Below are 22,825 nucleotides of genomic sequence, written 5' to 3'. Positions count from 1 at the left end.
AATTGTTGAGGAAAGGGTAGGTTCCTATGCTTACAAATAAAAAAATCGTTTTAGGCGTTTCAGGGGGCATTGCCGCATATAAAGCAGCTGCACTAACAAGTAAATTAGTCCAAGCTGGAGCAAACGTTCGAGTGGTCATGACAGAGAACGCAAAAAAATTTGTTGCACCAACTACATTTCAAGCATTATCACGTCAGCCTGTCTATTCCGATACTTTTATAGAGCAGGATCCCACACAAATTCAGCACATTGATGTGGCTGATTGGGCAGACCTTTTCTTAATCGCACCTGCAACAGCGAACACCCTAGGAAAGCTGGCTAATGGAATAGCTGACGACATGCTGTCTACTACGCTGCTGGCCACAGAGGCACCGGTGTATATTGCACCTGCAATGAACGTCCATATGTACAGTCATCCTTCCGTCATGAAAAATTTGAAGCAGCTTGACGCATGGGGCTTTAAATTCATAGAACCTGGGGAAGGGTATTTAGCATGTGGTTATGTAGGAAAAGGAAGACTGGAAGATCCAGAAACCATCGTTCGATTATTGGAAGAAGAACAAAACCGCTCTTCCTTATTGAAAGGAAAAAAAGTGCTCATCACTGCGGGACCCACACAGGAAAAAATTGACCCTGTCCGTTACTTCACCAATCCCTCCACAGGTAAAATGGGGTTCGCTCTAGCTAGACAAGCCTCTCTTATGGGAGCGGAGGTTACGTTAGTAGCAGGCCCAGTTACTTTAGATACTCCTCCTCGTGTGAAAAGAATTGATGTGACGACGGCAGAGGAGATGTATGAAGCAGTCACCACTGAATTTTCACATCACGACATTGTTATTAAATCCGCAGCGGTAGCTGACTATCGTCCGAAAAATAAATATGAACATAAAATGAAAAAGTCTACAGGAGACTACGCGGTTGAAATGGAGCGTACAAAAGATATCCTTATGACTTTAGGAGAGAGAAAAACGAAGCAATATTTAATTGGTTTTGCAGCGGAAACCAATGATGTTGAATATTACGGTGAACAAAAGTTACGCAAAAAGAACTTAGATGCCATTGTCATGAATAACGTTTCAGCTGAGGGTACAGGCTTTGCTCATGATACGAATTCTTCGATTTATTTAACAAAAGAAGGGAAACGTCTAGTTCTCCCTTTAATGTCAAAAGATCAACTTGCACAAAGAATATTAACAGAAGCAGCTGAAACCGTTTCGGGTGAGGCCACGTGAGTATTGCTAAAGTTATTGTAGATGTCCCCTCTCAAAACACGAATCGATTATTCGACTATGGGATTCCTGAAAAATTCGAATCTGTTGTTCAACCAGGGGTAAGGATCATTGTGCCCTTTGGTCCGCGTAAGGTCCTTGGTTATGTTATTTCGCTTGCAGAATATAGTGAATTTGCGAAAGTAAGGCAGATTGAAGATGTACTGGATATTGCTCCTGCTCTGACGCCTGAACTGCTGAAAATTGGAAAATGGCTTTCCCAGCAAACGTTAAGCTTTTATATATCCTGCTTACAGGTTATGCTGCCGCAAGTAATGAAAGCTTCTTATCGTAAAGAGTTATGGCGTCTGACCGAGGAAGAACTTCCTGAAGAATTAGAAAATATATTTGCAGGGCGCGGAGTGATTGAATACAAAGAATTTGAAGAATCAAATGTTAGTTATCATCAGCTGCGGCAATACGTAGAAGATGGATGGGTGGACATTCATTATGAAGTGAAAAGCCGTGAAACGACGAAAACGACGACCGTAGTCGAACCTTTAATGGAACCAATGCAGCTGGAAGAAACGTTAGTTGATCTCTCGAAGCAGGCAAAGAAACAAAGAGAAATTGTGCAGTATTTTATCGATCACCAAGAGCCTGTTCCTAAGAAACAACTTCTAAGTGCCACATCATCATCTTCTTCTTCTTTAAAACCTTTACTAAATCAAGGAGTAATCAAAGAATATAAGCAAGAAGTAATGAGGGATCCGTTTTCGCATCGAGAATTTGAGCGAACACAGCCATTTCCATTAACTGATGAACAACGTGAGGCGATCACACCTATTCTACATACACTGGAAAGTGAAACTCACGACGTATTTCTGTTACATGGTGTAACAGGGAGCGGGAAGACAGAGATCTACTTGCAATCGATTCAGAAGGTGTTAGATCAAGGGAAAGAGGCAATTATGCTGGTACCTGAGATTGCTTTGACTCCTCAGATGGTCGAGCGGTTTAAGGGAAGATTCGGCTCCAAAGTCGCAGTTCTCCACAGTGGATTGTCAGCTGGTGAAAAGTATGATGAATGGCGTAAAATACAGAGGAATGAAGTTCAAGTGGTGGTAGGAGCAAGATCAGCTATATTCGCACCTTTTACGAATATAGGCATAATTATCATAGACGAAGAGCATGAATCAAGTTATAAGCAAGAAGATCGAACAAGGTATCATGCAAGGGACGTTGCTGTTGAAAGAGGAAAAATTCATGCTTCTCCTGTCGTGTTGGGCAGTGCGACTCCGGCATTAGAAACGTATGCGCGAGCCGCCAAGGGGAATTACAAAATGCTTACGTTGACGAAGCGGATGAATAATGCCACCATGCCTGATACTGAATTAGTTGACATGAGAGACGAACTGCATCAAGGCAATCGCTCCATGTTTTCTCGTGCATTGCTTGATAAGTTAAGGGAACGAATTGAGCGTGGTGAGCAATCTGTTCTGTTTTTAAATCGTAGAGGGTATGCGACCTTTGTAATGTGTCGAGACTGTGGGCATGTAAAAGAATGTCCTCATTGCGATATCGCGTTGACGTATCATCGCCGGCAGGAACGGTTAAAATGTCATTACTGCTCTTATGAAGAACCCATGCCTCATCAGTGTCCTGAATGTGAAAGTAAAACGATCCGTTATTTTGGTACAGGGACACAAAAAGTAGAAGAAGTCCTTCAGGAACTGATCCCTGAAGCGCGAGTTCTTCGAATGGATGTAGATACGACCCGGAGAAAAGGAGCCCATGAGCGGATTTTAAACGACTTTGGCGATAAAAAAGCGGATATTCTTTTAGGGACACAAATGATTGCTAAAGGTCTTGATTTCGCCAATGTTACGTTGGTTGGTATTCTTGCAGCCGATGCACTACTTAACTTGCCAGATTTTCGAGCAGCTGAAAAAACCTTTCAACTCTTAACACAGGTGAGTGGCCGGGCAGGTCGTCATAAACTGGCTGGAGAGGTCGTCGTCCAAACGTATAGCCCGGATCATTATAGTATTCAATTGGCGAGTCAATATGATTATGAACAGTTTTTTAACGAGGAAATGAAGCTGAGGAAAGCTTTTCGTTATCCGCCTTACTATTATTTAACGCTTTTCACTATTTCACATCCTAATCAACTAAAAGTACAAGAAGTCACACAAAAAATTGTAGTCTACATGAGGAATAAATTATCGGAAGAGGCAGATGTTCTTGGCCCTACCCCGTCAGCACTGACTCGTATCAACAATAGATATCGATACCAATGCATGGTAAAATATAAAGATGAGCCAGAGCAGCGCAAGTTAATTCAGCGCATCTTGCACTATTATGAAGACGAACTTAAAGAAGAGAACGGTTTGCAAATTAGCGTAGATTTTCAACCGTATCAGTTAATGTAAGGAAGGAGTTCATACAACATGACACGAATCGCATTTATGGGCACACCAGATTTCGCTGTTCCCGTGCTTGAGCAATTAGTCGAGCACAACTATGAAGTAGTATTAGTCGTAACACAGCCAGACCGACCAAAAGGCAGAAAGAAAACGTTGACTCCTCCTCCTGTTAAGCAAGCGGCAACAAGACTTGGAATACCAGTAGTACAGCCTAACAAAATTAAAGAAGAATATGAGCAGGTTTTACAGTTTGAACCCGATTTAATCGTTACAGCTGCATTTGGTCAAATTTTACCTGAAGAACTCTTGCAAGCACCTCCTCATGGATGTATCAATGTTCATGCATCGCTTTTACCTGAACTGCGTGGAGGTGCCCCTATCCATTATTCCATTATTCAAGGGAAAAAAGAGACAGGGGTAACGATTATGTATATGGTGAAAAAGCTGGATGCTGGCGATATTTTAACTCAAGTGAAGGTTCCAATTGAGGATCATGACCATGTAGGTACACTACATGATAAATTATCAAAAGCTGGATCAGACTTATTAATCGAGACGCTGCCTCCATTATTAGCTGGAGATCTCACCCCTCAAAAGCAAGACGATGATCAAGCTACTTTTGCGTCAAATATTAAACGTGAACAGGAGAAGATCGATTGGTCCAATGATCAGCAATCCATTTACGATCACATCCGCGGCATGCATCCTTGGCCCGTGGCTTTTACATATTGGAATGGAAAACCATTAAAGCTATGGTGGGGCGAAAAAGTTGATGGAACCTTTGATCAGAAGCCTGGAACGGTAGTTGAATTTCATCAAGATGGTATGCTCGTAGCGACAGGTGATCGTAAAGCGATTAAAGTTACTGATCTTCAACCTTCAGGGAAAAAAAGAATGGATGGCCAAGCTTTTTTAAATGGCTCCGGTCAGTCCATGCAGATTGGCGATCGACTGGGGGAGCAAAATGACTAAGTATCAACTAAGGGAATCAGCATTAGAACTACTAACGCGAGTCGGTGAGCAAGGCGGATATAGTCATGTCTTACTTGATCAAGAAATGAGTAAGCGTCACTTGAGTGCTAAAGACGGAGCGCTTTTAACGGAAATCGTATATGGAACGCTCCAAAACAAAATGAAGATTGAATATGAAATCCAACCCTACCTTAAAAAGCAGAAAAAGCTCAAACCTTGGGTGAAATGGCTGCTCTACATGTCTGTTTACCAAATGCGTTATTTAGAGAGAGTTCCTGACCACGCTGTAATCCACGAGGCTGTAGAGATTTCTAAAAAAAAAGGCCATAAAGGGATTTCAAGCTTAGTGAACGGCATCTTACGAAACGTCCAGCGTAATGGCGTCCAAAGTATTGAGTCTATTGAGGATCCAGTTGAAAAATTGTCGGTAGAGACGAGTCATCCGAAGTGGCTCGTTGATCGTTGGGTGAAACAGTATGGGATCGAAGTTACAAAAGGAATTTGTTTTCAAAACCTTAAACATCTACCTATGTCTGTAAGAGCCCAGCCCCTTAGAATATCCAGAGAGGCAGCAATGACGGAATTGAAATCCAGGGGAATAAAGACTGAAATAAGTCCATTCTCATCTCAAGGTTTTTTGATTACAGAAGGTAATATTTTATCCGATCCATTGTTTACTAAAGGCCAGGTTACTGTACAAGATCAAAGCTCAATGCTCGTTGCTGAAATGATGGATTTAACACCTGGATTATTAGTACTTGATGCTTGTAGTGCACCCGGAGGAAAAACGACTCATATAGCTGAAAAGTTAGAAGATAAAGGAAAAGTAATCGCTTACGATTTGCATAAGAAAAAAGCTAAGTTAGTTGATGAAAAAGCTAAATTGCTTCAGCTGAATTCCATTCAAGCTGCACAAGCCGATTCCCGTAAACTTGAAGAAATCCATCAAACGGAGTCGTTCGATCGTATTTTATTAGACGCACCTTGTTCAGGTCTGGGAGTGTTGCGAGGCAAACCTGATATTAAGTATCATAAGAAAGAACAAGATATTTACGACCTTCGCCGCATTCAGGACGACCTGCTGAGCAGTCTTGCTCTGCTGCTTAAAGATGGGGGTAAATTTCTATATAGCACGTGCACAATTGATCAGCATGAAAATGAGGAAGCCATCAAGCAGTTTCTTGAACAAAATAAGGATTTTGAGGTCGACCCAGCATTTAACGAAGACCTTCCCGAATTTTTACGCGATTCGATGGGCCTTAGTGAGTATGGGTTACAGCTATTTCCACACCAATGGGACACAGACGGCTTCTTTTTAACACGAATGGTGAAACGTGCAAAATAAGACCATTCCTTTTTAGGAAAATGAATGAACATTATGCGCTTTTGAGCGTTTTTGGAAGAGATGAGGTGAAGACCATGAGGGGTAGCTTTTTATCAGACCAAGGAAAAGTTCGTAATCATAATGAAGATGCAGGAGGCGTTTTTTATCATGAAAATGGTCAACTGCTCGCCGTCGTAGCTGACGGGATGGGAGGCCACCGGGCTGGTGATGTTGCTAGTCAGTTGGCTGTTTCCGCATTACATAAAAAATGGGAAAATACGGAACTCATTAAACATCCGGAAGATGCTGAATATTGGATGCTTGATGCGATTTTCGAAGTAAACCGTAAAATTTTAAGTCATTCCAGGGAGCATGAAGAATGCAGAGGAATGGGAACGACTGTGGTCGTCGCTTTATGTAGCGAGCAATTCACGACAATCGGTCATATCGGTGATAGTCGTGTCTATTTGGCCAACTTTGATGGTTTTAAACGAGTGACTGAGGATCATTCCCTGGTGAATGAGCTCGTTCGCTCAGGACAAATTTCTGAAGAGCAAGCCGAGACCCACCCGAGAAAAAATGTTTTACTGAAAGCGCTTGGAACGGACGAAAATATATCTCCTGATATTATGACGTTAGAATTTGAAGAAGACGACCGATTGCTCTTATGTTCGGATGGATTAACAAATAAAGTGTATGAGACTGAATTAAGTAAATTAGCAGAGTTTAACGGAGAATGGGAAGAATTTTGTCAGTCCTTCATCGATTTAGCTAATGAACGTGGAGGCGAAGATAATATTACGCTGGCCGTGGTTCATCATAGTAACACCTCGATGAAAGAGGGTGTTGATTGATGTTGAATAATCGTCTCCTCAACGATCGTTACCAAGTAAATGAAATGATCGGCGGAGGAGGGATGGCCAATGTTTACCTTGCCCATGATACCATTCTAGATCGTGAAGTCGCGATTAAAGTGTTACGTTTAGAATATGGAAACGACGAAGAATTTATAGCAAGGTTTCACCGAGAAGCTCAATCGGCCACGAGTTTATCCCACCCTAATATTGTAAATATCTATGATGTTGGGGAAGAAGAGGACATCTATTTCATGGCCATGGAATATGTCGATGGAATGACACTCAAGCAATATATACAACAGAAGAGCCCCATTGACACGTCAGAGGCCATCGATATTATGAGGCAAGTAACATCGGCAATCGCCCATGCTCATGATAATGAAATTGTCCACAGGGATATTAAACCTCAAAACATTTTAATTGATCATTATGGCCATGTAAAAGTAACCGATTTCGGTATTGCCATGGCGTTGAGTGCAACGGCATTAACGCAAACCAACTCGGTATTAGGTTCTGTTCACTATTTATCACCGGAACAAGCTCGCGGTGGAATGGCAACGAAAAAGTCGGACATTTATTCCTTAGGGATTGTCATGTTTGAGCTTTTAACAGGCAGGCTGCCCTTTTCCGGCCAGTCCCCTGTATCCATTGCGTTGAAACACTTACAGCATGACACACCTTCATTAAAAAGATGGACCCCTGACCTGCCGCAAAGCGTAGAAAACGTCGTATTAAAAGCGACGACGAAAGATCCTTTTTATCGTTACGATTCTGTGCTTGAAATGGAACAAGACTTAGATACAGCTTTAGAGCCTCATCGGTCAAACGAAGAGGAGTTTAAGATCCCAAATGAAGAAGATGAAGAAAAAACAAAAGCCATTCCAGTTATTACAGACGCTAGCTTCGGGGATCAAGATGAGGATGCAACAATCGTTCATGATGCGACGCAGCAATTTGACGTGAAAGCCTTAGAGGAAACGAAAAAAGAAGCAGCTATTAATAACAAGAAGAAAGCAAAAAAGCCAAAAAAGCCGAAGAAAAAGAAAAGGTGGTTATTGTGGCTGACGATCATCTTTTTTGTTCTATTATCATTGGGCATTGCAGCGTTATTAATCATTCCTGCTTTGCTTGAGCCTGATGATGTAGAAATGATCAATGTTGAAGGTATGGAATATGAAGAGGCCTACAGTGAAATCTCTGACTTAAACTTAGAAGTTCAGCGTCAGGCTGTCTTTTCAGATGACGTGAATGAAGGGCTGGTTATACGAACCGATCCAGAAGCGGGCTCAGTAGTAAAAGAAGAATCACGCGTAACGGTATATTCTTCTAAAGGGAAAGAACGTGTGCGATTTGAAGACTACGTTGGACAGCCTTATGAGCGTGTTAAAGAGGAACTTGAGGAGGCAGGCTATTCAAGCGTGCTGGCCATTGAACAGACATCAGATGATCGACCTGCAGGAGAAATTATCGAGCAAATTCAACCTCAGCCACAAGAAGAAGTGATCATCGATGAGACAAGGGTTATCTTTCAAGTAAGTACTGGGCCGCCAACGATGACATTAAGACCGCTGGAAGGTCAAACAGAGGAAGAGGCTCGAAGCTATTTAAGTGACAATGGACTGGAAGCTTCGGTATCAGAAGAATATTCAGATGAAGTTCCTGAAGGAGAAGTTATACGACAAGATCCTGAATCATTAAGTGAAGTGAGTGAAGGGTCTACCGTAAACCTTGTCGTTTCATTAGGTCCTGAGGAAGAGCAGCCACGCGATGAAACGATTGAGGTCAATGTTCCGTTTGATGAAGAATCTGAACAAGAGGAACAGCAAGTTCTCGTTTACGTGGATGATATGAACAATCGAATATCAGAAGTATATAGTGAGGAAATGATCACAGAAGATACAACGATAGAAATCAATTTGACAATCCCACCTGAAAACGAGGCCACCTACAAAGTGGTGAGAGAAGATGAAGTAATTGAAGAAGAAAATGTTCCTTATTAAGTAGGTGAATGAATGGCTACAGGCAAGATTATAAAAGCTTTAAGCGGATTTTACTATGTGCTGCACGAAGGTATTGTCTACCAGTGCAGAGGCCGCGGGGTATTTAGAAAAAAGAAAATTACTCCTCTTGTAGGCGACATCGTTGAATTTCAAGCCGAAACATTAAAAGAAGGTTATATTTTATCCATTGAAAAACGAGAAAATGAATTAGTCAGGCCTCCTATTGCCAATGTAGATCAGGCACTAATCGTGACATCTACGGTAAACCCAGATTTTAATCCATTACTGCTTGACCGTTTTCTCGTACTCGTCGAATCGAAAAGGCTTCAACCTGTCATTGTCATTTCAAAAATGGATCAAACAGAAGAGGAGAAACTTCCTTCGATAATGGAGTATCAACGAATATATGAAACGATTGGTTATCCTGTATTGCTGTCTTCCATGCATGATCAAGAGAAATTAAATGAAATAGAACGCCAATTAGCCAATAAGACGACCGTGATTGCCGGCCAATCCGGGGTTGGCAAATCGTCACTGCTTAATTTCTTAGACCCAACATTAGATATAGAAACAGATGAAATATCTGAAAGTCTAGGAAGAGGAAAGCATACGACGAGACACGTAGAGCTCTACAATATAGCCGGAGGTCTTGTCGCCGACACTCCGGGATTCAGCTCACTCGACTTTGGAGATCTGCAGCTTGAGGAACTCGGTGAATGTTTTCCAGAGTTTGTTGCCGTTCAAGATGATTGTAAATTTCGAGGCTGTCTGCATGTGAAGGAACCTAAATGTGCAGTGAAAGCTGGAGTTGAGAATCGAAGTATAGCAGGCCATCGTTATAATCATTACTTACAGTTCGTAGAAGAAATTAAAAATAGAAAGCCGAGGTATTAAGGGATGACAAAGATTGCACCATCAATATTAGCATCTGATTTCGCGCATCTTGCCAATGAAATTAAAGACGTGGAAGAAGGTGGCGCAGACTATATTCACGTAGACGTTATGGACGGGCACTTTGTACCGAATATAACAATTGGACCATTGATTGTAGATAGCATTCGCCCGCATACTTCTCTGCCCCTGGATGTACATCTCATGATTGAAAATCCAGATCAGTATATTGAAGAATTTGCAAAAGCGGGAGCCGATATCCTTACTGTACACCAGGAAACATGCCCACACCTGCACAGAACCATTCAATTGATTAAGAGCTTTGGAGTAAAGGCAGGGGTGGTCATTAATCCGGCTACTCCTGCAGAAGCTATCCGTCCTATACTACAAGAGGTAGATTTGGTTTTATTGATGACGGTAAACCCAGGATTCGGAGGCCAAGCATTTATTCCTGAAGTACTAAACAAAATCGAGCAAATCGCTGCTTGGAGAAAAGAGTATGATTACACCTTTGAAATAGAAGTAGACGGCGGTGTCAACGAAAAAACGGCGGTTGATTGCACGAATGCAGGAGCCGATGTCCTTGTTGCGGGAAGTGCTATTTTTAACCAAAAAGACCGTAGAAAAGCAATTGAAGCAATTAGATAAATGTACAAAAGGGGCTCAAATAGGCAGACTATTTCTGAGCCTCTTTTTTGAATTTCCCAGGTAAGGAGGGTTTTTATGACAAGGTATGCGATTGTCGGGGGCGGACCTAAAGAATACATCCCCAATTTATCGACGTATAAAAATGAAGATATTATTTGGATTGGAGCTGATCAAGGTGCGGAGGTCATCGTAGAGTATGGATTACCTTTATCGGCAGCCATAGGGGATTTCGATTCCGTAAGTGCTTCTTCAATGGAAACTATAAAAAAAGAAGCTCATGAACTCATGGTCTATCCGAACGAAAAAAATGAAACCGATCTGGAACTAGCGATTCTCTATGCTCAGGAGCAAGAAGCGAGACATATTCTTTTTTTTGGGGTGACGGGCGGGAGAATGGATCATACGCTCATTAACATTCAAACGTTATACCCCTTATGGAATTCCGGGATAAGGGCCCAAATTCATGATCTGCAAAACCAGATGGAATTGTTTGGCCAGGGTTCGCATACAATAGGAAGAAATGAAGACTATCCCTACCTCTCTTTCGTACCAATTACATTGGACATTTGGAATTTGAATCTGTACGGCTTTTATTATCCTTTAGAAGATGCCCATTTACCCTATGGGTCTACCCTATGTATCTCTAATCATTTGATTGAAGAAGAAGGTACTTTTTCTTTTAGTCAAGGCATACTGTTAGTAATAAGAAGTAAAGATATCATTTAATAGAGGTATTATGGCACTCATAGCTTTATATGTTGAGGAGGACGCTCATGAAATTTTATACGATTAAACTCCCACGTTTTCTCGGAGGAATGGTACGGGCTGTCATTGGAACATTTAAAAAAGATTAACAAAAAAAGCACCCAGAGGAGGGTGCTTTTTTTGACGTTTGATTATACGCGTTGAACTTTACCTGATTTTAGATCACGAGCAGATACATAAACTTTCTTAGGCTTACCATCCACTAGAATACGTACTTTTTGCACGTTAGCTTTAAATTTACGTTTATTAGCGTTCATCGCGTGGGAACGGTTGTTACCAGTGCTCGTGCGACGACCTGATACGACACATTTACGTGACATGTAGAATCCCTCCTGTTACATACATCTTAAAATACTTAATTAATGTACCATACAGAGCTATCAATTGCAATAAACAGGGGATAATAATATCAAGAATTTTCTCTTGACAGATCACATGAATTGTTACAAAGTATAATAGGAGTCAATGTGTCGATAGATCACACAGCGTAAGCTATTATCATTGTGTGTTATAATAAGTCCACGAAGGTGACGATTTTAAAGGAGGATTCCTATGTCTATTGATCTTCATAATAATTATGGTCATATTACGATAAGTAATGATGTAATTTCCACTATTGCCGGAGGAGCTGCTGTTGAGTGCTATGGCATCGTAGGGATGGCATCTAAAAATCAGCTTCGTGACGGTTTAGCCGAGATGCTGCGACGTGAAAATTTTTCAAAAGGTGTCGTGGTGAGACAGGCTGAAGACCACGTTCACATTGATATGTATATTATTGTAAGCTACGGAACGAAGATTTCTGAAGTAGCTCATAACGTTCAATCACAAGTGAAATACGCGCTAAACAAAAATGTAGGCTTATCTGTTAACTCAGTAAACATCTATATTCAAGGTGTAAGAGTAACAAACGAATAAGAGCCTCTGGTGTAGTCAAAGGAGGAAAATAGTGTGACGGTACGAGAGATAAACGGTACAAAGCTAGCTGAGATGGTATTACAAGGTTCTCAACATTTAAAAGCCAATTCTCAAATGATTGATGCCTTGAACGTATTTCCTGTCCCAGATGGTGATACCGGTACAAATATGAATTTATCAATGACGTCTGGTGCAGAAGAAGTGAAGAAAATCAGTGAAAACCACGCAGGAGTAGTTGGACAAGCTCTTGCTAAAGGGCTTCTAATGGGAGCGCGTGGTAACTCAGGAGTTATACTCTCCCAATTGTTCCGAGGATTTTCTAAGGCGTGTGAACAAAAGGAAGCGCTAACAACAAAGGATTTAGCAGAAGCTTTTCAAAGTGGAGTGAAAACGGCGTATAAAGCTGTTATGAAACCTGTAGAAGGAACGATCTTAACGGTAGCTCGCGAATCAGGAGAAGCTGCTGAGAAACTAGCAGAGCAAGAAGAAGATGTCGTTGCTTTTATGGAAGGTGTAACAAAAGCTGCGTATGACTCCCTTCAGAGAACGCCGGATTTATTACCTGTACTTAAAGAAGTAGGCGTAGTTGATAGTGGAGGCCAGGGGCTCTTAACCATTTATGAAGGTTTTCTTGCCAATTTAAAGGGGGAAGAGATGCCTGAAATGACTTCATCTTCCGTATCAATGGATGAAATGGTAAACGCGGAACACCATAAATCAGCTCAAGACTTTATGAACACAGAAGACATTGAATTCGGCTATTGCACAGAGTTCATGGTTAAATTTGAGGAGGAAAAGTTACAAGAAAATCCTTATGATGAAGAACAATTTCGTGAAGAGTTAAGTCGTCACGGAGATTCACTGCTGGTGGTTTCAGATGAAGAACTTATTAAAGTTCATATTCATGCTGAGTATCCAGGAGACACGATGACGTTAGGCCAGCGTTACGGCAGCTTAATTAACATGAAGATTGAAAATATGCGTGAACAGCATACATCTATTGTTGGGGATAAGAAAACTTCTAAGCCAAAAGAGCTGGCTGAATACGGCATTGTGACTGTAGCTATGGGCGATGGCATTAAGAAATTGTTTGAAAGTCTTGGAGCTAATGTGGTCATTCAAGGTGGACAAACCATGAATCCCAGCACAAAAGACATATCGGATGCTATAGAACAAGTACATGCTAAGCAGGTGCTGATCCTTCCTAATAATAAGAATATTACAATGGCAGCGGAACAAGCCGCTGAATTAGCGGAAGTTGATGCGTTGGTTGTACCTTCCAAAACAATCCCTCAAGGAATGAGTGCCCTTCTTGGTTTCAATCCAGAAGCGGATTTAACTTCTAACCAGGAAGAAATGTCTGCTTTGATGAAACAAGTGAAAAGCGGTCAGGTAACTTACGCCGTCCGTGACACTCAGATTGATGGAATGACAATTGAAAAAGGTCATTTCATGGGTATTTTAGAAGGTGACATTAAAGCGACTCAACAAGATCAATTTGAAACGGCTAGAAAGCTGTTAGAAGAGATGATTGATGAAGATGAGGATGAAATTGTTACGATTATTAGCGGAGAAGAGGTTACACAGGAAGATCTTGACCAGCTAGAAGCTTATATAGAAGAGCAATTCGAAGATCTTGAGGTGGAAATCCATCATGGCGGTCAGCCAATTTACTCCTATATCTTTGCTGTAGAATAAAAACAGGCGTCACCACCGAACGCTCATAGAGATCAATCGAAAAACCCGTCCGTATGTTACAATGTGCGATGTCTATTTCACAGCTAAGTGAAACGAATCGTTAAACTTATGAAGGAAGAGAAGGCGCAAATCTCTTAAACGTTAGAAGAAAAGCGGGTTGTGGGGAAATTAATTTCCCCACAACCCGCTTTTTAAAATTCTACCTTTCATGGACTTTTAGTTTTTCAGTGACCTCAACGGGCCTTCGCTCCTGGCGGCAAGAAAAAAGCTTGCGGAAAAACAAGGGGTTTCTCCACAAGCTGAAGACCCTTCTTAAGAAGGTCATGTTTTTTTATGCAAAGGCAAAGCTCCTAACCACTCGCCTCCACATTTCTAGTGTCCGATGGAGCGGATGATAAATTCAACGAGAAAGACCATGGCAATTAATACGACTGGAGCTGATAGCTCTCTTTGCTTCCCTAAGGCGAACTTAACAATTGGATAGGCGATAAAACCAAAAGCCATTCCATCAGCAATTGAATAGGTGAAAGGAATCATCACGATTATCAAGAATGCCGGCATTGCATCTGATAGGTGATCTAATGGAATTTCTTTAATGTTTTGCACCATCAGAGCCCCTACGATAATAAGGATCGGGCTGATCGCTGTCGAAGGAACCATGGAGATCCATGGGGTTACGAAAATGGTAGCCAAAAATAAGACGGCCATCATTAAGCTAGCTCTTCCTGTTTTACCTTCTGAAGCAATAACGGCTGCACTTTCTGCTGAAGATACAGTAGGTGAGGTTCCGAAAAAACCACATGTTAGCGCTGAAAATGCTGACGCACGATAAGATTTTTTGAACTTGTCTCCCTGGTTCAGCATGGCAAGTTGACCGTGAATGAGACCCATGTTTTCAAAAATGAGCACGATGGCTAGTGGAAAGACAGCCATCCAAAACCCAAATTCAGTAACGGCTCCAAAAGAAGGAATAAACACCCACTCTTGTTCACCTGCTGAGATGCCTTTACCGGGTCCATTCAATAACCCGGTGAAATGGGCAATTATTGTGCCAACCACCATCGTGATTAAAAAGTTACCTGGTACATTTTTGGCAAATAAGAAAACAGCAAGAAATAAGGTGAGAAGACTAGTGATCACCATAGCGGATGATGGATCGCCTAACGTAATAAGTGAATGCTCTCCTTTGACGACAAGACCACCTTTTTCTAAACCTATTAAGGTTAAAAACATTCCGAGCCCTACTGTAATCGCATGCTTTAAGGCGTCAGGAATTGCGTGCTTTAACCAATCTCCTAATGGAGTATAGGCGGTAATCAAAAAGATCAAAGAGGCAAAAATTACTACGGCTAATCCTTCTTGAAATTCCATCCCTTTTCCTTCAATAATCGAATAGGCGAAAAGGGCGTTAACCCCCATACCTGGGATTAAGACCATAGGTGCATTCGCGTAAATGGCCATGATCAAACAGCCGACAGCACTGGCAAGAATGGTTGCTAGCATTCCGTTTTCTAAAGGAAGGCCGGCGTCCTGGAGGATTTGACTATTTACCGCTACGATATAAACCGTAGTGAAATATCCAATAATCCCAGCGACTAAATCCTTGCGCAGGCTGTGTTGAGAATTATGCTGATTGAGCATCGTATTCTCCTCTATGAAATTATCCCTCTCCCACCCGGTTATCTCATAACCCACAAGATTCTATTCTACCCCCTTCATTAAATATAATCAATAGAGAAAACTCTTTCTGTGGCTATTCATCTTTAAAAATACAGCAAAAGGCGAAGTGAAATGGATCGCTTTCCATGGGCGTACGGTGAGCTTCCTCGGGCTTTGCCCTCGCTGATCTCACCTTGTACGTTCCTCCCATAGGAGTCTCACCATTTCCCTCCGCCTTCTCCCAGGGTTAAAGTTACCAGTTTTCACGCGCAGAATTTTATCCGAATGGTTAACAATTTCAATATAAATTCAAAGAAATATGGTAAAATAAATATCGGTAAACGAAAATATGGAAAGCGTTTACTTACCAAAAGCAAGGATGGTGATCCGTATGAAATATAGATCAGTATTCGATATCATCGGGCCCGTTATGATTGGTCCTTCAAGTTCACATACAGCCGGCGCTGCCAGAATTGGACGAGCAGCTAGACATTTGTTTGGCAGAGAACCGAAGTATGCTCATATTCATTTATATGGTTCGTTTGCCCAAACGTATAAAGGGCACGGCACAGACGTCGCTATTATTGGTGGGTTGTTAGATTTTGACACAGATGATACGCGTATAAGCACCTCATTAGAGATTGCGAAGGAAAAAGAGATGGACATCCACTTTTACGAAGAAGAAGCAAATACAGACCATCCGAATACGGCCAAGCTCATTATTGGGGATGATGAAGGAGAATTAGAGCTTGTTGGTATTTCCATTGGAGGCGGAAAGGCTGAAATCACAGAACTTAACGGATTTGAGCTGCGTCTCTCAGGAAGTCACCCGGCGATTCTATTAATTCATAATGATCGCTATGGAGCGATCGCTTCAGCTACATCCATTCTGGCAGGCCATGAAATCAATATTGGACGTATGGAAGTTTCGAGAAAAGCGCAAGGCGAGCAAGCGCTGATGGTTATTGAAGTCGATCAAAATATTGAAGATACCGTATTAAATGAATTAGAACGAGCTGAACATATTAAACAAGTGGCTCGTATTTCCGACTAGTTTTGGTGAGCTTTAAAAGAAGGGTAGAATTTCTTCTTAGAAAAGGATCACCATAGGAAAGGGGTAAGCTAGTGTTTAGAAATGTTGCTGAACTAGTAGAGCGCGCTGAAAAAGAAAGTATTTCTCTCTCAGAAGTAATGATTCGTCAAGAGATGGAAGTAAAGCAATTGACGCGAGAAAAAATCTTTGAACAAATGGAACGTAATTTAGAAGTCATGGAGAAAGCGATTGAAGATGGATTAAAAGGGGTACAATCCCATAGTGGTCTAACGGGAGGAGATGCCGTATTAATTCAGAATTATATGCGGGATAAAGAACCATTGTCCGGTCACTTATTAATGGATGCTGTGAGTAAAGCAGTAGCCACAAATGAAGTGAATGCGGCCATGGGGACCATCTGTGCTACCCCTACTGCAGGAAGTGCCGGCTGTGTGCCTGGAACGCTTTTTGCAGTAAAAGATAAATTGAACCCGACTCGAGAGCAAATGATTCGCTATCTATTCACATCTGGGGCTTTTGGTTTTGTCGTAGCAAATAATGCTTCGATATCAGGAGCCGCTGGAGGCTGCCAAGCAGAAGTCGGATCTGCTGCAGGAATGGCTGCCGCTGCCATCGTTGAAATGGCAGGAGGTACACCCGCTCAGTCTGCAGAAGCTATGGCGATTACACTAAAGAATATGCTAGGCTTAATTTGCGATCCTGTTGCCGGCCTTGTAGAAGTTCCGTGTGTGAAGCGAAATGCGATGGGAGCATCGAATGCAGTCGTTGCTGCTGATATGGCTTTAGCAGGAGTGACGAGCCGTATTCCATGTGATGAAGTGATAGACGCCATGTATAAAGTGGGGCAGAGAATGCCTACAGCATTCAGAGAAACCGCCCAGGGCGGCCTTGCCGCCACATTAACCGGCAAGAAACTTGAAGCAAAAATTTACGGGAGTCCGATTGATGAATAATAGATTAGAACTACCTATTAGTGAAGTAAAAGGAATTGGAGAAAAGCTTCAAGCTCATTTAAATGAGCTTGGGCTTTTTAGCATTTATGATTTATTATTTTATTTTCCTTATCGCTATGATTCCTACGAAGTCAAGCCGCTCACAGAACTTCAGCATGAGGAAAAAGCAACGATTGAGGGACAGCTGATATCTGATCCCGTCGTTCAGTTTTATGGGAAGAAGAAATCACGATTAACGATGTCACTCCAAGTCGATCAATTTGCTGTTAAAGCGGTTATGTTTAACCGCTCTTTTGCCAAGAAACAGCTAAATGCCGGCGACACTGTGACAGTGACTGGGAAATGGGATCAACACCGCCTTCAAATTACGGTAAGTCAGTATAAAAAAGGGGCGGCTAAGAGCCAGGAACCGATTCAGCCGGTTTACACATTAAAGGAAAGTGTGACACTTGTTACTTTAAGAAAAGTGATAAAAGCGGCTCTTGAAGATTACTTACATGAAGTAGAAGAAATCCTGCCGGAAGATACGGTCCTGAGTTATAAGCTGCCAAAACGTCAGCGAGCAATTGAGCAAATGCATTATCCCGAAAGCCGTATCTTGTTAAAACATGCGAAGCGTCGATTTATTTATGAAGAGTTTTTGTTGTTTCAGTTAAAAATGCAGCTGTTAAGAAAGCTGCATCGAGAGTCGACGATGGGGAATGCTCAACATTATGATAACGAGCGATTGACTGAATTTGTCCAATCGCTGCCTTTTGAGTTAACGAATGCTCAAAAAAGGGCGCTTAGTGAAATACTAAAAGATATGAAAAACCCTTACCGCATGAATCGCCTTTTACAAGGGGATGTAGGTTCTGGGAAAACGGCCGTAGCTGCCATTGCTTTATATGCATCGATTACGACTGGCCAGCAGGCGGCTTTAATGGTTCCTACTGAAATTTTAGCGGAGCAGCATGCAGCTTCATTAAAAGAGATGTTTGGAGATCGAATACGAATTGCACTTCTTACAGGCTCTGTAAAAGGGAAGAAAAGAAAGCAGATCTTAAATGATGTTAAAGAGCAGGAGGTTGATTTACTAGTAGGCACCCATGCTTTAATTCAAGATGAAGTGGACTTTAGCCGCTTAGGTTTTGTTATTGTAGACGAGCAGCATCGTTTCGGAGTAAATCAACGCAGAACACTGCGTGATAAAGGTCTCCATCCTGATGTTCTCTTCATGACGGCGACACCGATTCCTCGTACCTTAGCCATTACTGCCTTTGGAGATATGGATGTTTCTGTCATTGATGAAATGCCTGCAGGCAGAAAGCCGATCGAAACGTACTGGGTAAAAGGACAAATGACCGACAAAGTACTGGCTTTTATCCAAAAGCAAATTCAGCAAGGTCAACAGGCCTATGTGATTTGTCCATTGATTGAAGAATCGGACCAGTTGGATATTCAAAATGCGATTGACTTATATAACCAGATTTCTGCTGTATTTGAGCCTGCGATTAAGGTCGGTTTAATGCATGGGCGACTATCTAATGATGAAAAAGAAGAGGTCATGGAGGATTTTGCTGCTAATCATGTTCAGATCCTGGTGTCAACTACCGTAGTAGAGGTTGGGGTCAATGTTCCTAATGCTACTGTTATGGTCATTCATGATGCCGAGCGATTTGGATTATCACAATTGCACCAGTTAAGAGGCCGAGTAGGCAGAGGTGATCAACAAAGTTACTGTATTTTGCTGGCGGACCCTAAGGGAGATGTGGGCAAAGAACGGATGAGAATCATGACAGAAACGACAGATGGTTTTGAACTGTCGGAGCAAGACTTGAAACTAAGAGGACCTGGTGACTTTTTCGGCCGGAAACAAAGCGGCATACCTGAGTTTAAAGTCGGCGATATGGTACATGACTATCGAGCGTTAGAAACGGCAAGGCAAGACGCAGCTCTTATCATATCAGAGGATTTATTGGAAAAAGATGAGGATTACCGTGCCCTAAAACAAATCATAGAACAGGATGAACATATTTCTGGACAAGTGCTGGATTAAAGAGCGGGCCGTTTTTATGTCACAATTTTCTTTTTAAACGCTCATCCTTGCGTTATTAAAAAAGGTATTATATATTACTATTAGTACCTAGTCATAAATCAGTGACAACGAACGGTGGGACATAGGATGAAGCGATCCAAACAAGTTAGACAAAGTGAATTAAAGGACACGATTAAAGAAACGCCTTTCATTACAGATGAAGAGTTGGCCAAACGTTTCGGCGTCAGTATTCAAACGATTCGTTTGGACCGGATGGAGTTATCCATTCCAGAATTGCGTGAACGAATAAAATCAGTCGCTACTCATGAATGGAATGAAACGGTTAAGGCCTTGCCGATTGAAGAAGTGATTGGGGAAGTAGTAGACCTGGAACTAGATCAACGTGCCATTTCTATATTAGATATTAAACCGGAGCATGTGTTTTCTAGGAATAACATTGCCCGCGGCCACCATTTGTTTGCTCAGGCGAATTCTTTAGCTGTTGCTGTAATAAATGATGAATTGGCTTTAACTGCTGGATCAAGCATCCGATTTAATCGTCCAGTCAAACTTGGAGAGCGAGTTGTAGCGAAAGCATTCGTAAAAGGTGATGATCATAAAGGACGAACGATTGTTGACGTACACAGCTACGTAGAAAACGATGAAGTATTTGCCGGGTCATTTGAGATGTTTCGGGACCATGACCCTAAGGAGATGAATGAAGGATGAGGCTAGCAATAGATGCAATGGGAGGCGACAATGCGCCGGAAGCGATTGTGAAAGGTGCAATGGAAGCCGTCTCTTCTATGAAAAATCTTGAAATCACTTTAATAGGTGATGAGGAGAAAATTACTCCCTATTTAAAAGACTCCAAACAAATTAGTGTTATACATACGACTGAAGCTATTACAGCTGAGGAGGAACCTGTACGTGCGGTGCGCAGGAAAAAACAGGCATCCATGGTGTTAATGACAAAAGAAGTAAAAGAAGGCAGAGCTGATGGGTGTATTTCTGCAGGGAATACGGGAGCATTGATGAGTGCAGGATTATTTGGAGTGGGCCGTCTTAAAGGAGTGGAAAGGCCGGCGCTTAGTCCAACTTTGCCAACCGAAGACGGTAAAGGCTTTTTAATGCTCGATGTTGGTGCAAATGTGGATGCGAAAGCCACGCACTTGCTGCAATATGCGATTATCGGCTCTATTTATAGTAATAAAGTTAGAGGGTTAGCTTCTCCTCGTGTTGGATTATTGAATGTCGGCACCGAAGACGGCAAGGGTAGTGAACTCACAAAAAAAGCATTTGAATTAATGTCAGAAGCGCCCATTAATTTTATTGGGAATGTAGAATCAAGAGACCTGCTTAACGGAGTGGCAGATGTAGTCGTTACTGATGGTTTTACAGGTAATGTTGCCTTGAAGACGATTGAAGGTACAGCTTTAACGATGTTTTCTATGATTAAATCTACTTTTATGAAAAATCTTAAATCTAAGCTGGCAGCTGCTCTTGTGAAAAATGATTTAAAACAGTTAAAAAATCAGCTGGATTACTCTGAATATGGAGGGGCTGGATTATTTGGTTTAGCGGCTCCTGTTATTAAAGCACACGGTTCATCGAATGGCCGTGCCATTTACAATGCCATTAAACAGGCCTGTCACATGGTGGAACAAGATGTTACTTCAACGATTGAAACGACGCTAAAAGAAGTGGAAAAGGTAGGTGGCGAGGAATGAAAAAAGTAGCTTATATCTTTCCAGGCCAAGGCTCCCAGGATGTTGGCATGGGAAAGGAAATGTATGAAACGTACGATCACGTGCAGCAACTATTTGATCAAGCGGATGAGGTGCTGGGTTATTCCTTAACCTCTTTAATGTTTGAAGGTCCTGGGGACGAGTTGACCAAAACCGAAAATGCACAACCTGCTTTACTATTAAACAGTGTAGGAATAACTAAGGTGCTCGAACAAGAAGGGGTAACCCCTGTCATGACAGCTGGGCACAGCTTAGGAGAGTATAGCGCGCTCGTTGCTGCAGGCTCACTGCAGCCAACAGAAGCTGTGCAGCTCGTTCATACGAGAGGAAAGTTAATGGAAGAAGCAGTCCCGACAGGTCAAGGGGCTATGGCTGCTGTGCTTGGATTAGCAAAAGAGGATATCGAAAACGTGCTGGGAGATTTAGATGAAAGCGAACCAGTGGATTTAGCAAATATTAACTGTCCAGGGCAGATTGTAATTTCTGGTACAGCACAAGGCGTTGAAAAGGCATCCCAACTGTTAAAAGATGCAGGTGCCAAAAGAGTGCTGCCGTTAAATGTCAGTGGTCCTTTTCATTCTCGATTAATGGAGCCTGCAAGTGAAGAGTTTGCAGCAAATCTAAAAGAAACAGCGATCAGCCATTCAGAATGCCCTGTATATGCTAATGTGACAGCCGAACCTGTTGAAAAGGCCGAAGATATTGAAGAGCTGTTAGTGAAACAATTATATTCTCCGGTACGTTTCGAGGAGATTTTAGAAAAATTTGTAGAAGCTGATCTGGATGCTATTGTAGAAGTAGGTCACGGGAAAGTATTGAGCGGTTTAGTGAAGAAGGTTAATAGAAGAACAAAGACGTTTTCAGTACAAAATCCTGAAACGCTGCAAAGCTTTCTGGAATGGTATAAGGAGGACTCATAATGTTAAACGAACAAGTCGCCCTAGTTACAGGAGCCTCTCGTGGAATTGGACGTGCAATTGCACTTGAGTTAGCATCTAAAGGGGCAAAAGTAGCTGTAAACTATGCAGGAAGTGAAGAAAAAGCTGAAGCAGTCGTTCAAGAAATTAAGGAGAACGGTGGAGAAGCTATTAAAATTCAAGCGAATGTGTCTAGCACTGAAGATGTTAAAAACATGGTCAAAGAGGTGGTAGACCAATTTGGCAAGCTTGATATTTTAGTGAATAATGCAGGAATTACGAGAGACAATTTGTTAATGAGAATGAAAGAAGAAGAATTTGATGACGTCATCGATACGAACTTAAAAGGTGTGTTTGTGTGTACGAAAGGCGTTACGCGTCAAATGATGAAGCAAAAACATGGCCGTATTATTAACATTTCATCGATTGTCGGCGTTTCAGGAAATCCAGGTCAAGCCAACTATGTTGCAGCTAAAGCTGGGGTTATTGGCATGACCAAATCGAACGCAAAAGAGCTGGCTTCTCGTAATATCACGGTTAATGCAGTGGCTCCGGGATATATTACAACAGATATGACCGATCAGCTTACAGATGAACAGCGTGAACAAATGTTAGCTATGATTCCTCTTGGACGTCTTGGAAATGGAGAAGACATCGCAAATGTAGTACGCTTTTTAGCCACTGAAGATGCAGGTTATATTACTGGACAAACGATTCATGTTGATGGCGGAATGGTGATGTAAAAATAGTCTGGTTTTCCTTTTTGAAATTTA

21 protein-coding genes are annotated in these 22,825 nt (G+C 41.8%); 19 read left to right on the top strand and 2 right to left on the bottom strand.

The annotated features are described in order from the left end of the window. The first annotated feature begins 26 nt into the window (after positions 1-26). The 10 genes from coaBC to spoVM all read left to right on the top strand — a co-directional run bounded on the left by coaBC (position 27) and on the right by spoVM (position 11,180). The gene (gene coaBC, locus IEV27_RS03840) at positions 27-1,232 is read left to right on the top strand and encodes a bifunctional phosphopantothenoylcysteine decarboxylase/phosphopantothenate--cysteine ligase CoaBC (protein WP_188376126.1); all 1,206 of its coding nucleotides are present in this window, start codon (positions 27-29) and stop codon (positions 1,230-1,232) included. Next, positions 1,229-3,640, top strand: a complete 2,412-nt coding sequence (gene priA, locus IEV27_RS03835) for a primosomal protein N' (protein ID WP_188376125.1) — start codon at positions 1,229-1,231, stop codon at positions 3,638-3,640. Before coaBC ends, priA begins: the two co-directional genes overlap by 4 nt. 18 nt (positions 3,641-3,658) lie before the next feature. Beyond that, the gene (gene fmt, locus IEV27_RS03830) at positions 3,659-4,606 is read left to right on the top strand and encodes a methionyl-tRNA formyltransferase (RefSeq protein WP_188376124.1); all 948 of its coding nucleotides are present in this window, start codon (positions 3,659-3,661) and stop codon (positions 4,604-4,606) included. After that, positions 4,599-5,951, top strand: a complete 1,353-nt coding sequence (gene rsmB / locus IEV27_RS03825) for a 16S rRNA (cytosine(967)-C(5))-methyltransferase RsmB (RefSeq protein ID WP_188376123.1) — start codon at positions 4,599-4,601, stop codon at positions 5,949-5,951. Before fmt ends, rsmB begins: the two co-directional genes overlap by 8 nt. Positions 5,952-6,025: 74 nt before the next feature. Further along, a complete protein-coding gene (locus IEV27_RS03820; RefSeq protein ID WP_188376122.1) occupies positions 6,026-6,784 on the top strand; it encodes a Stp1/IreP family PP2C-type Ser/Thr phosphatase in 759 nt (252 codons plus the stop codon). Next, on the top strand, positions 6,784-8,787 hold the full coding sequence (gene pknB / locus IEV27_RS03815) for a Stk1 family PASTA domain-containing Ser/Thr kinase (protein WP_188376121.1): 2,004 nt from the start codon (positions 6,784-6,786) through the stop codon (positions 8,785-8,787). Before IEV27_RS03820 ends, pknB begins: the two co-directional genes overlap by 1 nt. 12 nt (positions 8,788-8,799) lie before the next feature. Beyond that, positions 8,800-9,681, top strand: a complete 882-nt coding sequence (rsgA, locus tag IEV27_RS03810) for a ribosome small subunit-dependent GTPase A (RefSeq protein WP_188376120.1) — start codon at positions 8,800-8,802, stop codon at positions 9,679-9,681. A gap of 3 nt (positions 9,682-9,684) precedes the next feature. Then, positions 9,685-10,326, top strand: coding sequence for a ribulose-phosphate 3-epimerase (rpe, locus tag IEV27_RS03805; RefSeq protein WP_188376119.1), 642 nt, complete (start codon positions 9,685-9,687; stop codon positions 10,324-10,326). 75 nt (positions 10,327-10,401) lie between these two features. Further along, positions 10,402-11,052 (top strand): thiamine diphosphokinase, encoded by a 651-nt coding sequence (locus IEV27_RS03800; protein WP_188376118.1) that lies wholly within the window; start codon positions 10,402-10,404, stop codon positions 11,050-11,052. 47 nt (positions 11,053-11,099) lie between these two features. Continuing rightward, positions 11,100-11,180 (top strand): stage V sporulation protein SpoVM, encoded by an 81-nt coding sequence (spoVM, locus tag IEV27_RS03795; RefSeq protein WP_101843841.1) that lies wholly within the window; start codon positions 11,100-11,102, stop codon positions 11,178-11,180. Positions 11,181-11,222: 42 nt separating this feature from the next. Here spoVM and rpmB read toward each other — a convergent pair whose 3' ends face one another. Continuing rightward, entirely contained in the window at positions 11,223-11,411 is a 189-nt protein-coding gene (rpmB, locus tag IEV27_RS03790; protein ID WP_188376117.1) for a 50S ribosomal protein L28, read from the bottom strand. A 232-nt stretch (positions 11,412-11,643) separates the two neighbouring features. Here rpmB and IEV27_RS03785 point away from each other — a divergent pair, with 232 nt between their 5' ends. Then, entirely contained in the window at positions 11,644-12,006 is a 363-nt protein-coding gene (locus IEV27_RS03785) for an Asp23/Gls24 family envelope stress response protein (protein ID WP_188376116.1), read from the top strand. A 33-nt stretch (positions 12,007-12,039) separates the two neighbouring features. After that, positions 12,040-13,704 carry a DAK2 domain-containing protein gene (gene fakA / locus IEV27_RS03780; RefSeq protein ID WP_188376115.1) on the top strand — a complete coding sequence of 555 codons (1,665 nt, stop codon included), beginning with the start codon at positions 12,040-12,042 and terminating at the stop codon, positions 13,702-13,704. A gap of 372 nt (positions 13,705-14,076) precedes the next feature. On the opposite strand, the gene IEV27_RS03775 is transcribed toward fakA, so the two are convergent. Next, positions 14,077-15,345: an NCS2 family permease gene (locus IEV27_RS03775; RefSeq protein ID WP_188376114.1), complete on the bottom strand. Its 1,269-nt coding sequence runs from the start codon at positions 15,343-15,345 to the stop codon at positions 14,077-14,079. A gap of 409 nt (positions 15,346-15,754) precedes the next feature. Here IEV27_RS03775 and sdaAB point away from each other — a divergent pair, with 409 nt between their 5' ends. The 7 genes from sdaAB to fabG all read left to right on the top strand — a co-directional run bounded on the left by sdaAB (position 15,755) and on the right by fabG (position 22,795). Beyond that, positions 15,755-16,417, top strand: coding sequence for an L-serine ammonia-lyase, iron-sulfur-dependent subunit beta (sdaAB, locus tag IEV27_RS03770; RefSeq protein ID WP_188376113.1), 663 nt, complete (start codon positions 15,755-15,757; stop codon positions 16,415-16,417). A gap of 71 nt (positions 16,418-16,488) precedes the next feature. Continuing rightward, the gene (gene sdaAA, locus IEV27_RS03765; RefSeq protein WP_188376112.1) at positions 16,489-17,370 is read left to right on the top strand and encodes an L-serine ammonia-lyase, iron-sulfur-dependent, subunit alpha; all 882 of its coding nucleotides are present in this window, start codon (positions 16,489-16,491) and stop codon (positions 17,368-17,370) included. Further along, positions 17,363-19,408: an ATP-dependent DNA helicase RecG gene (gene recG / locus IEV27_RS03760; RefSeq protein WP_188376111.1), complete on the top strand. Its 2,046-nt coding sequence runs from the start codon at positions 17,363-17,365 to the stop codon at positions 19,406-19,408. Before sdaAA ends, recG begins: the two co-directional genes overlap by 8 nt. Positions 19,409-19,534: 126 nt before the next feature. Further along, positions 19,535-20,116, top strand: coding sequence for a transcription factor FapR (gene fapR, locus IEV27_RS03755; protein WP_188376110.1), 582 nt, complete (start codon positions 19,535-19,537; stop codon positions 20,114-20,116). Continuing rightward, positions 20,113-21,117, top strand: a complete 1,005-nt coding sequence (gene plsX / locus IEV27_RS03750) for a phosphate acyltransferase PlsX (RefSeq protein WP_188376109.1) — start codon at positions 20,113-20,115, stop codon at positions 21,115-21,117. The genes fapR and plsX overlap by 4 nt, the downstream gene beginning before the upstream one ends. Beyond that, positions 21,114-22,055, top strand: coding sequence for an ACP S-malonyltransferase (gene fabD / locus IEV27_RS03745; protein WP_188376108.1), 942 nt, complete (start codon positions 21,114-21,116; stop codon positions 22,053-22,055). The genes plsX and fabD overlap by 4 nt, the downstream gene beginning before the upstream one ends. Next, complete coding sequence (gene fabG / locus IEV27_RS03740; RefSeq protein WP_188376107.1) at positions 22,055-22,795, top strand: 3-oxoacyl-[acyl-carrier-protein] reductase; 741 nt, start codon at positions 22,055-22,057, stop codon at positions 22,793-22,795. Before fabD ends, fabG begins: the two co-directional genes overlap by 1 nt. Positions 22,796-22,825 lie beyond the last annotated feature (30 nt).

Origin of the sequence: Halobacillus andaensis (assembly GCF_014636475.1) — a bacterium.
Taxonomy (GTDB): Bacteria; Bacillota; Bacilli; order Bacillales; family Halobacillaceae; genus Halobacillus_A; species Halobacillus_A andaensis.
Note: the sequence above shows the minus strand (reverse complement) of the source record. Positions and strands in the feature narration are given on the sequence as shown.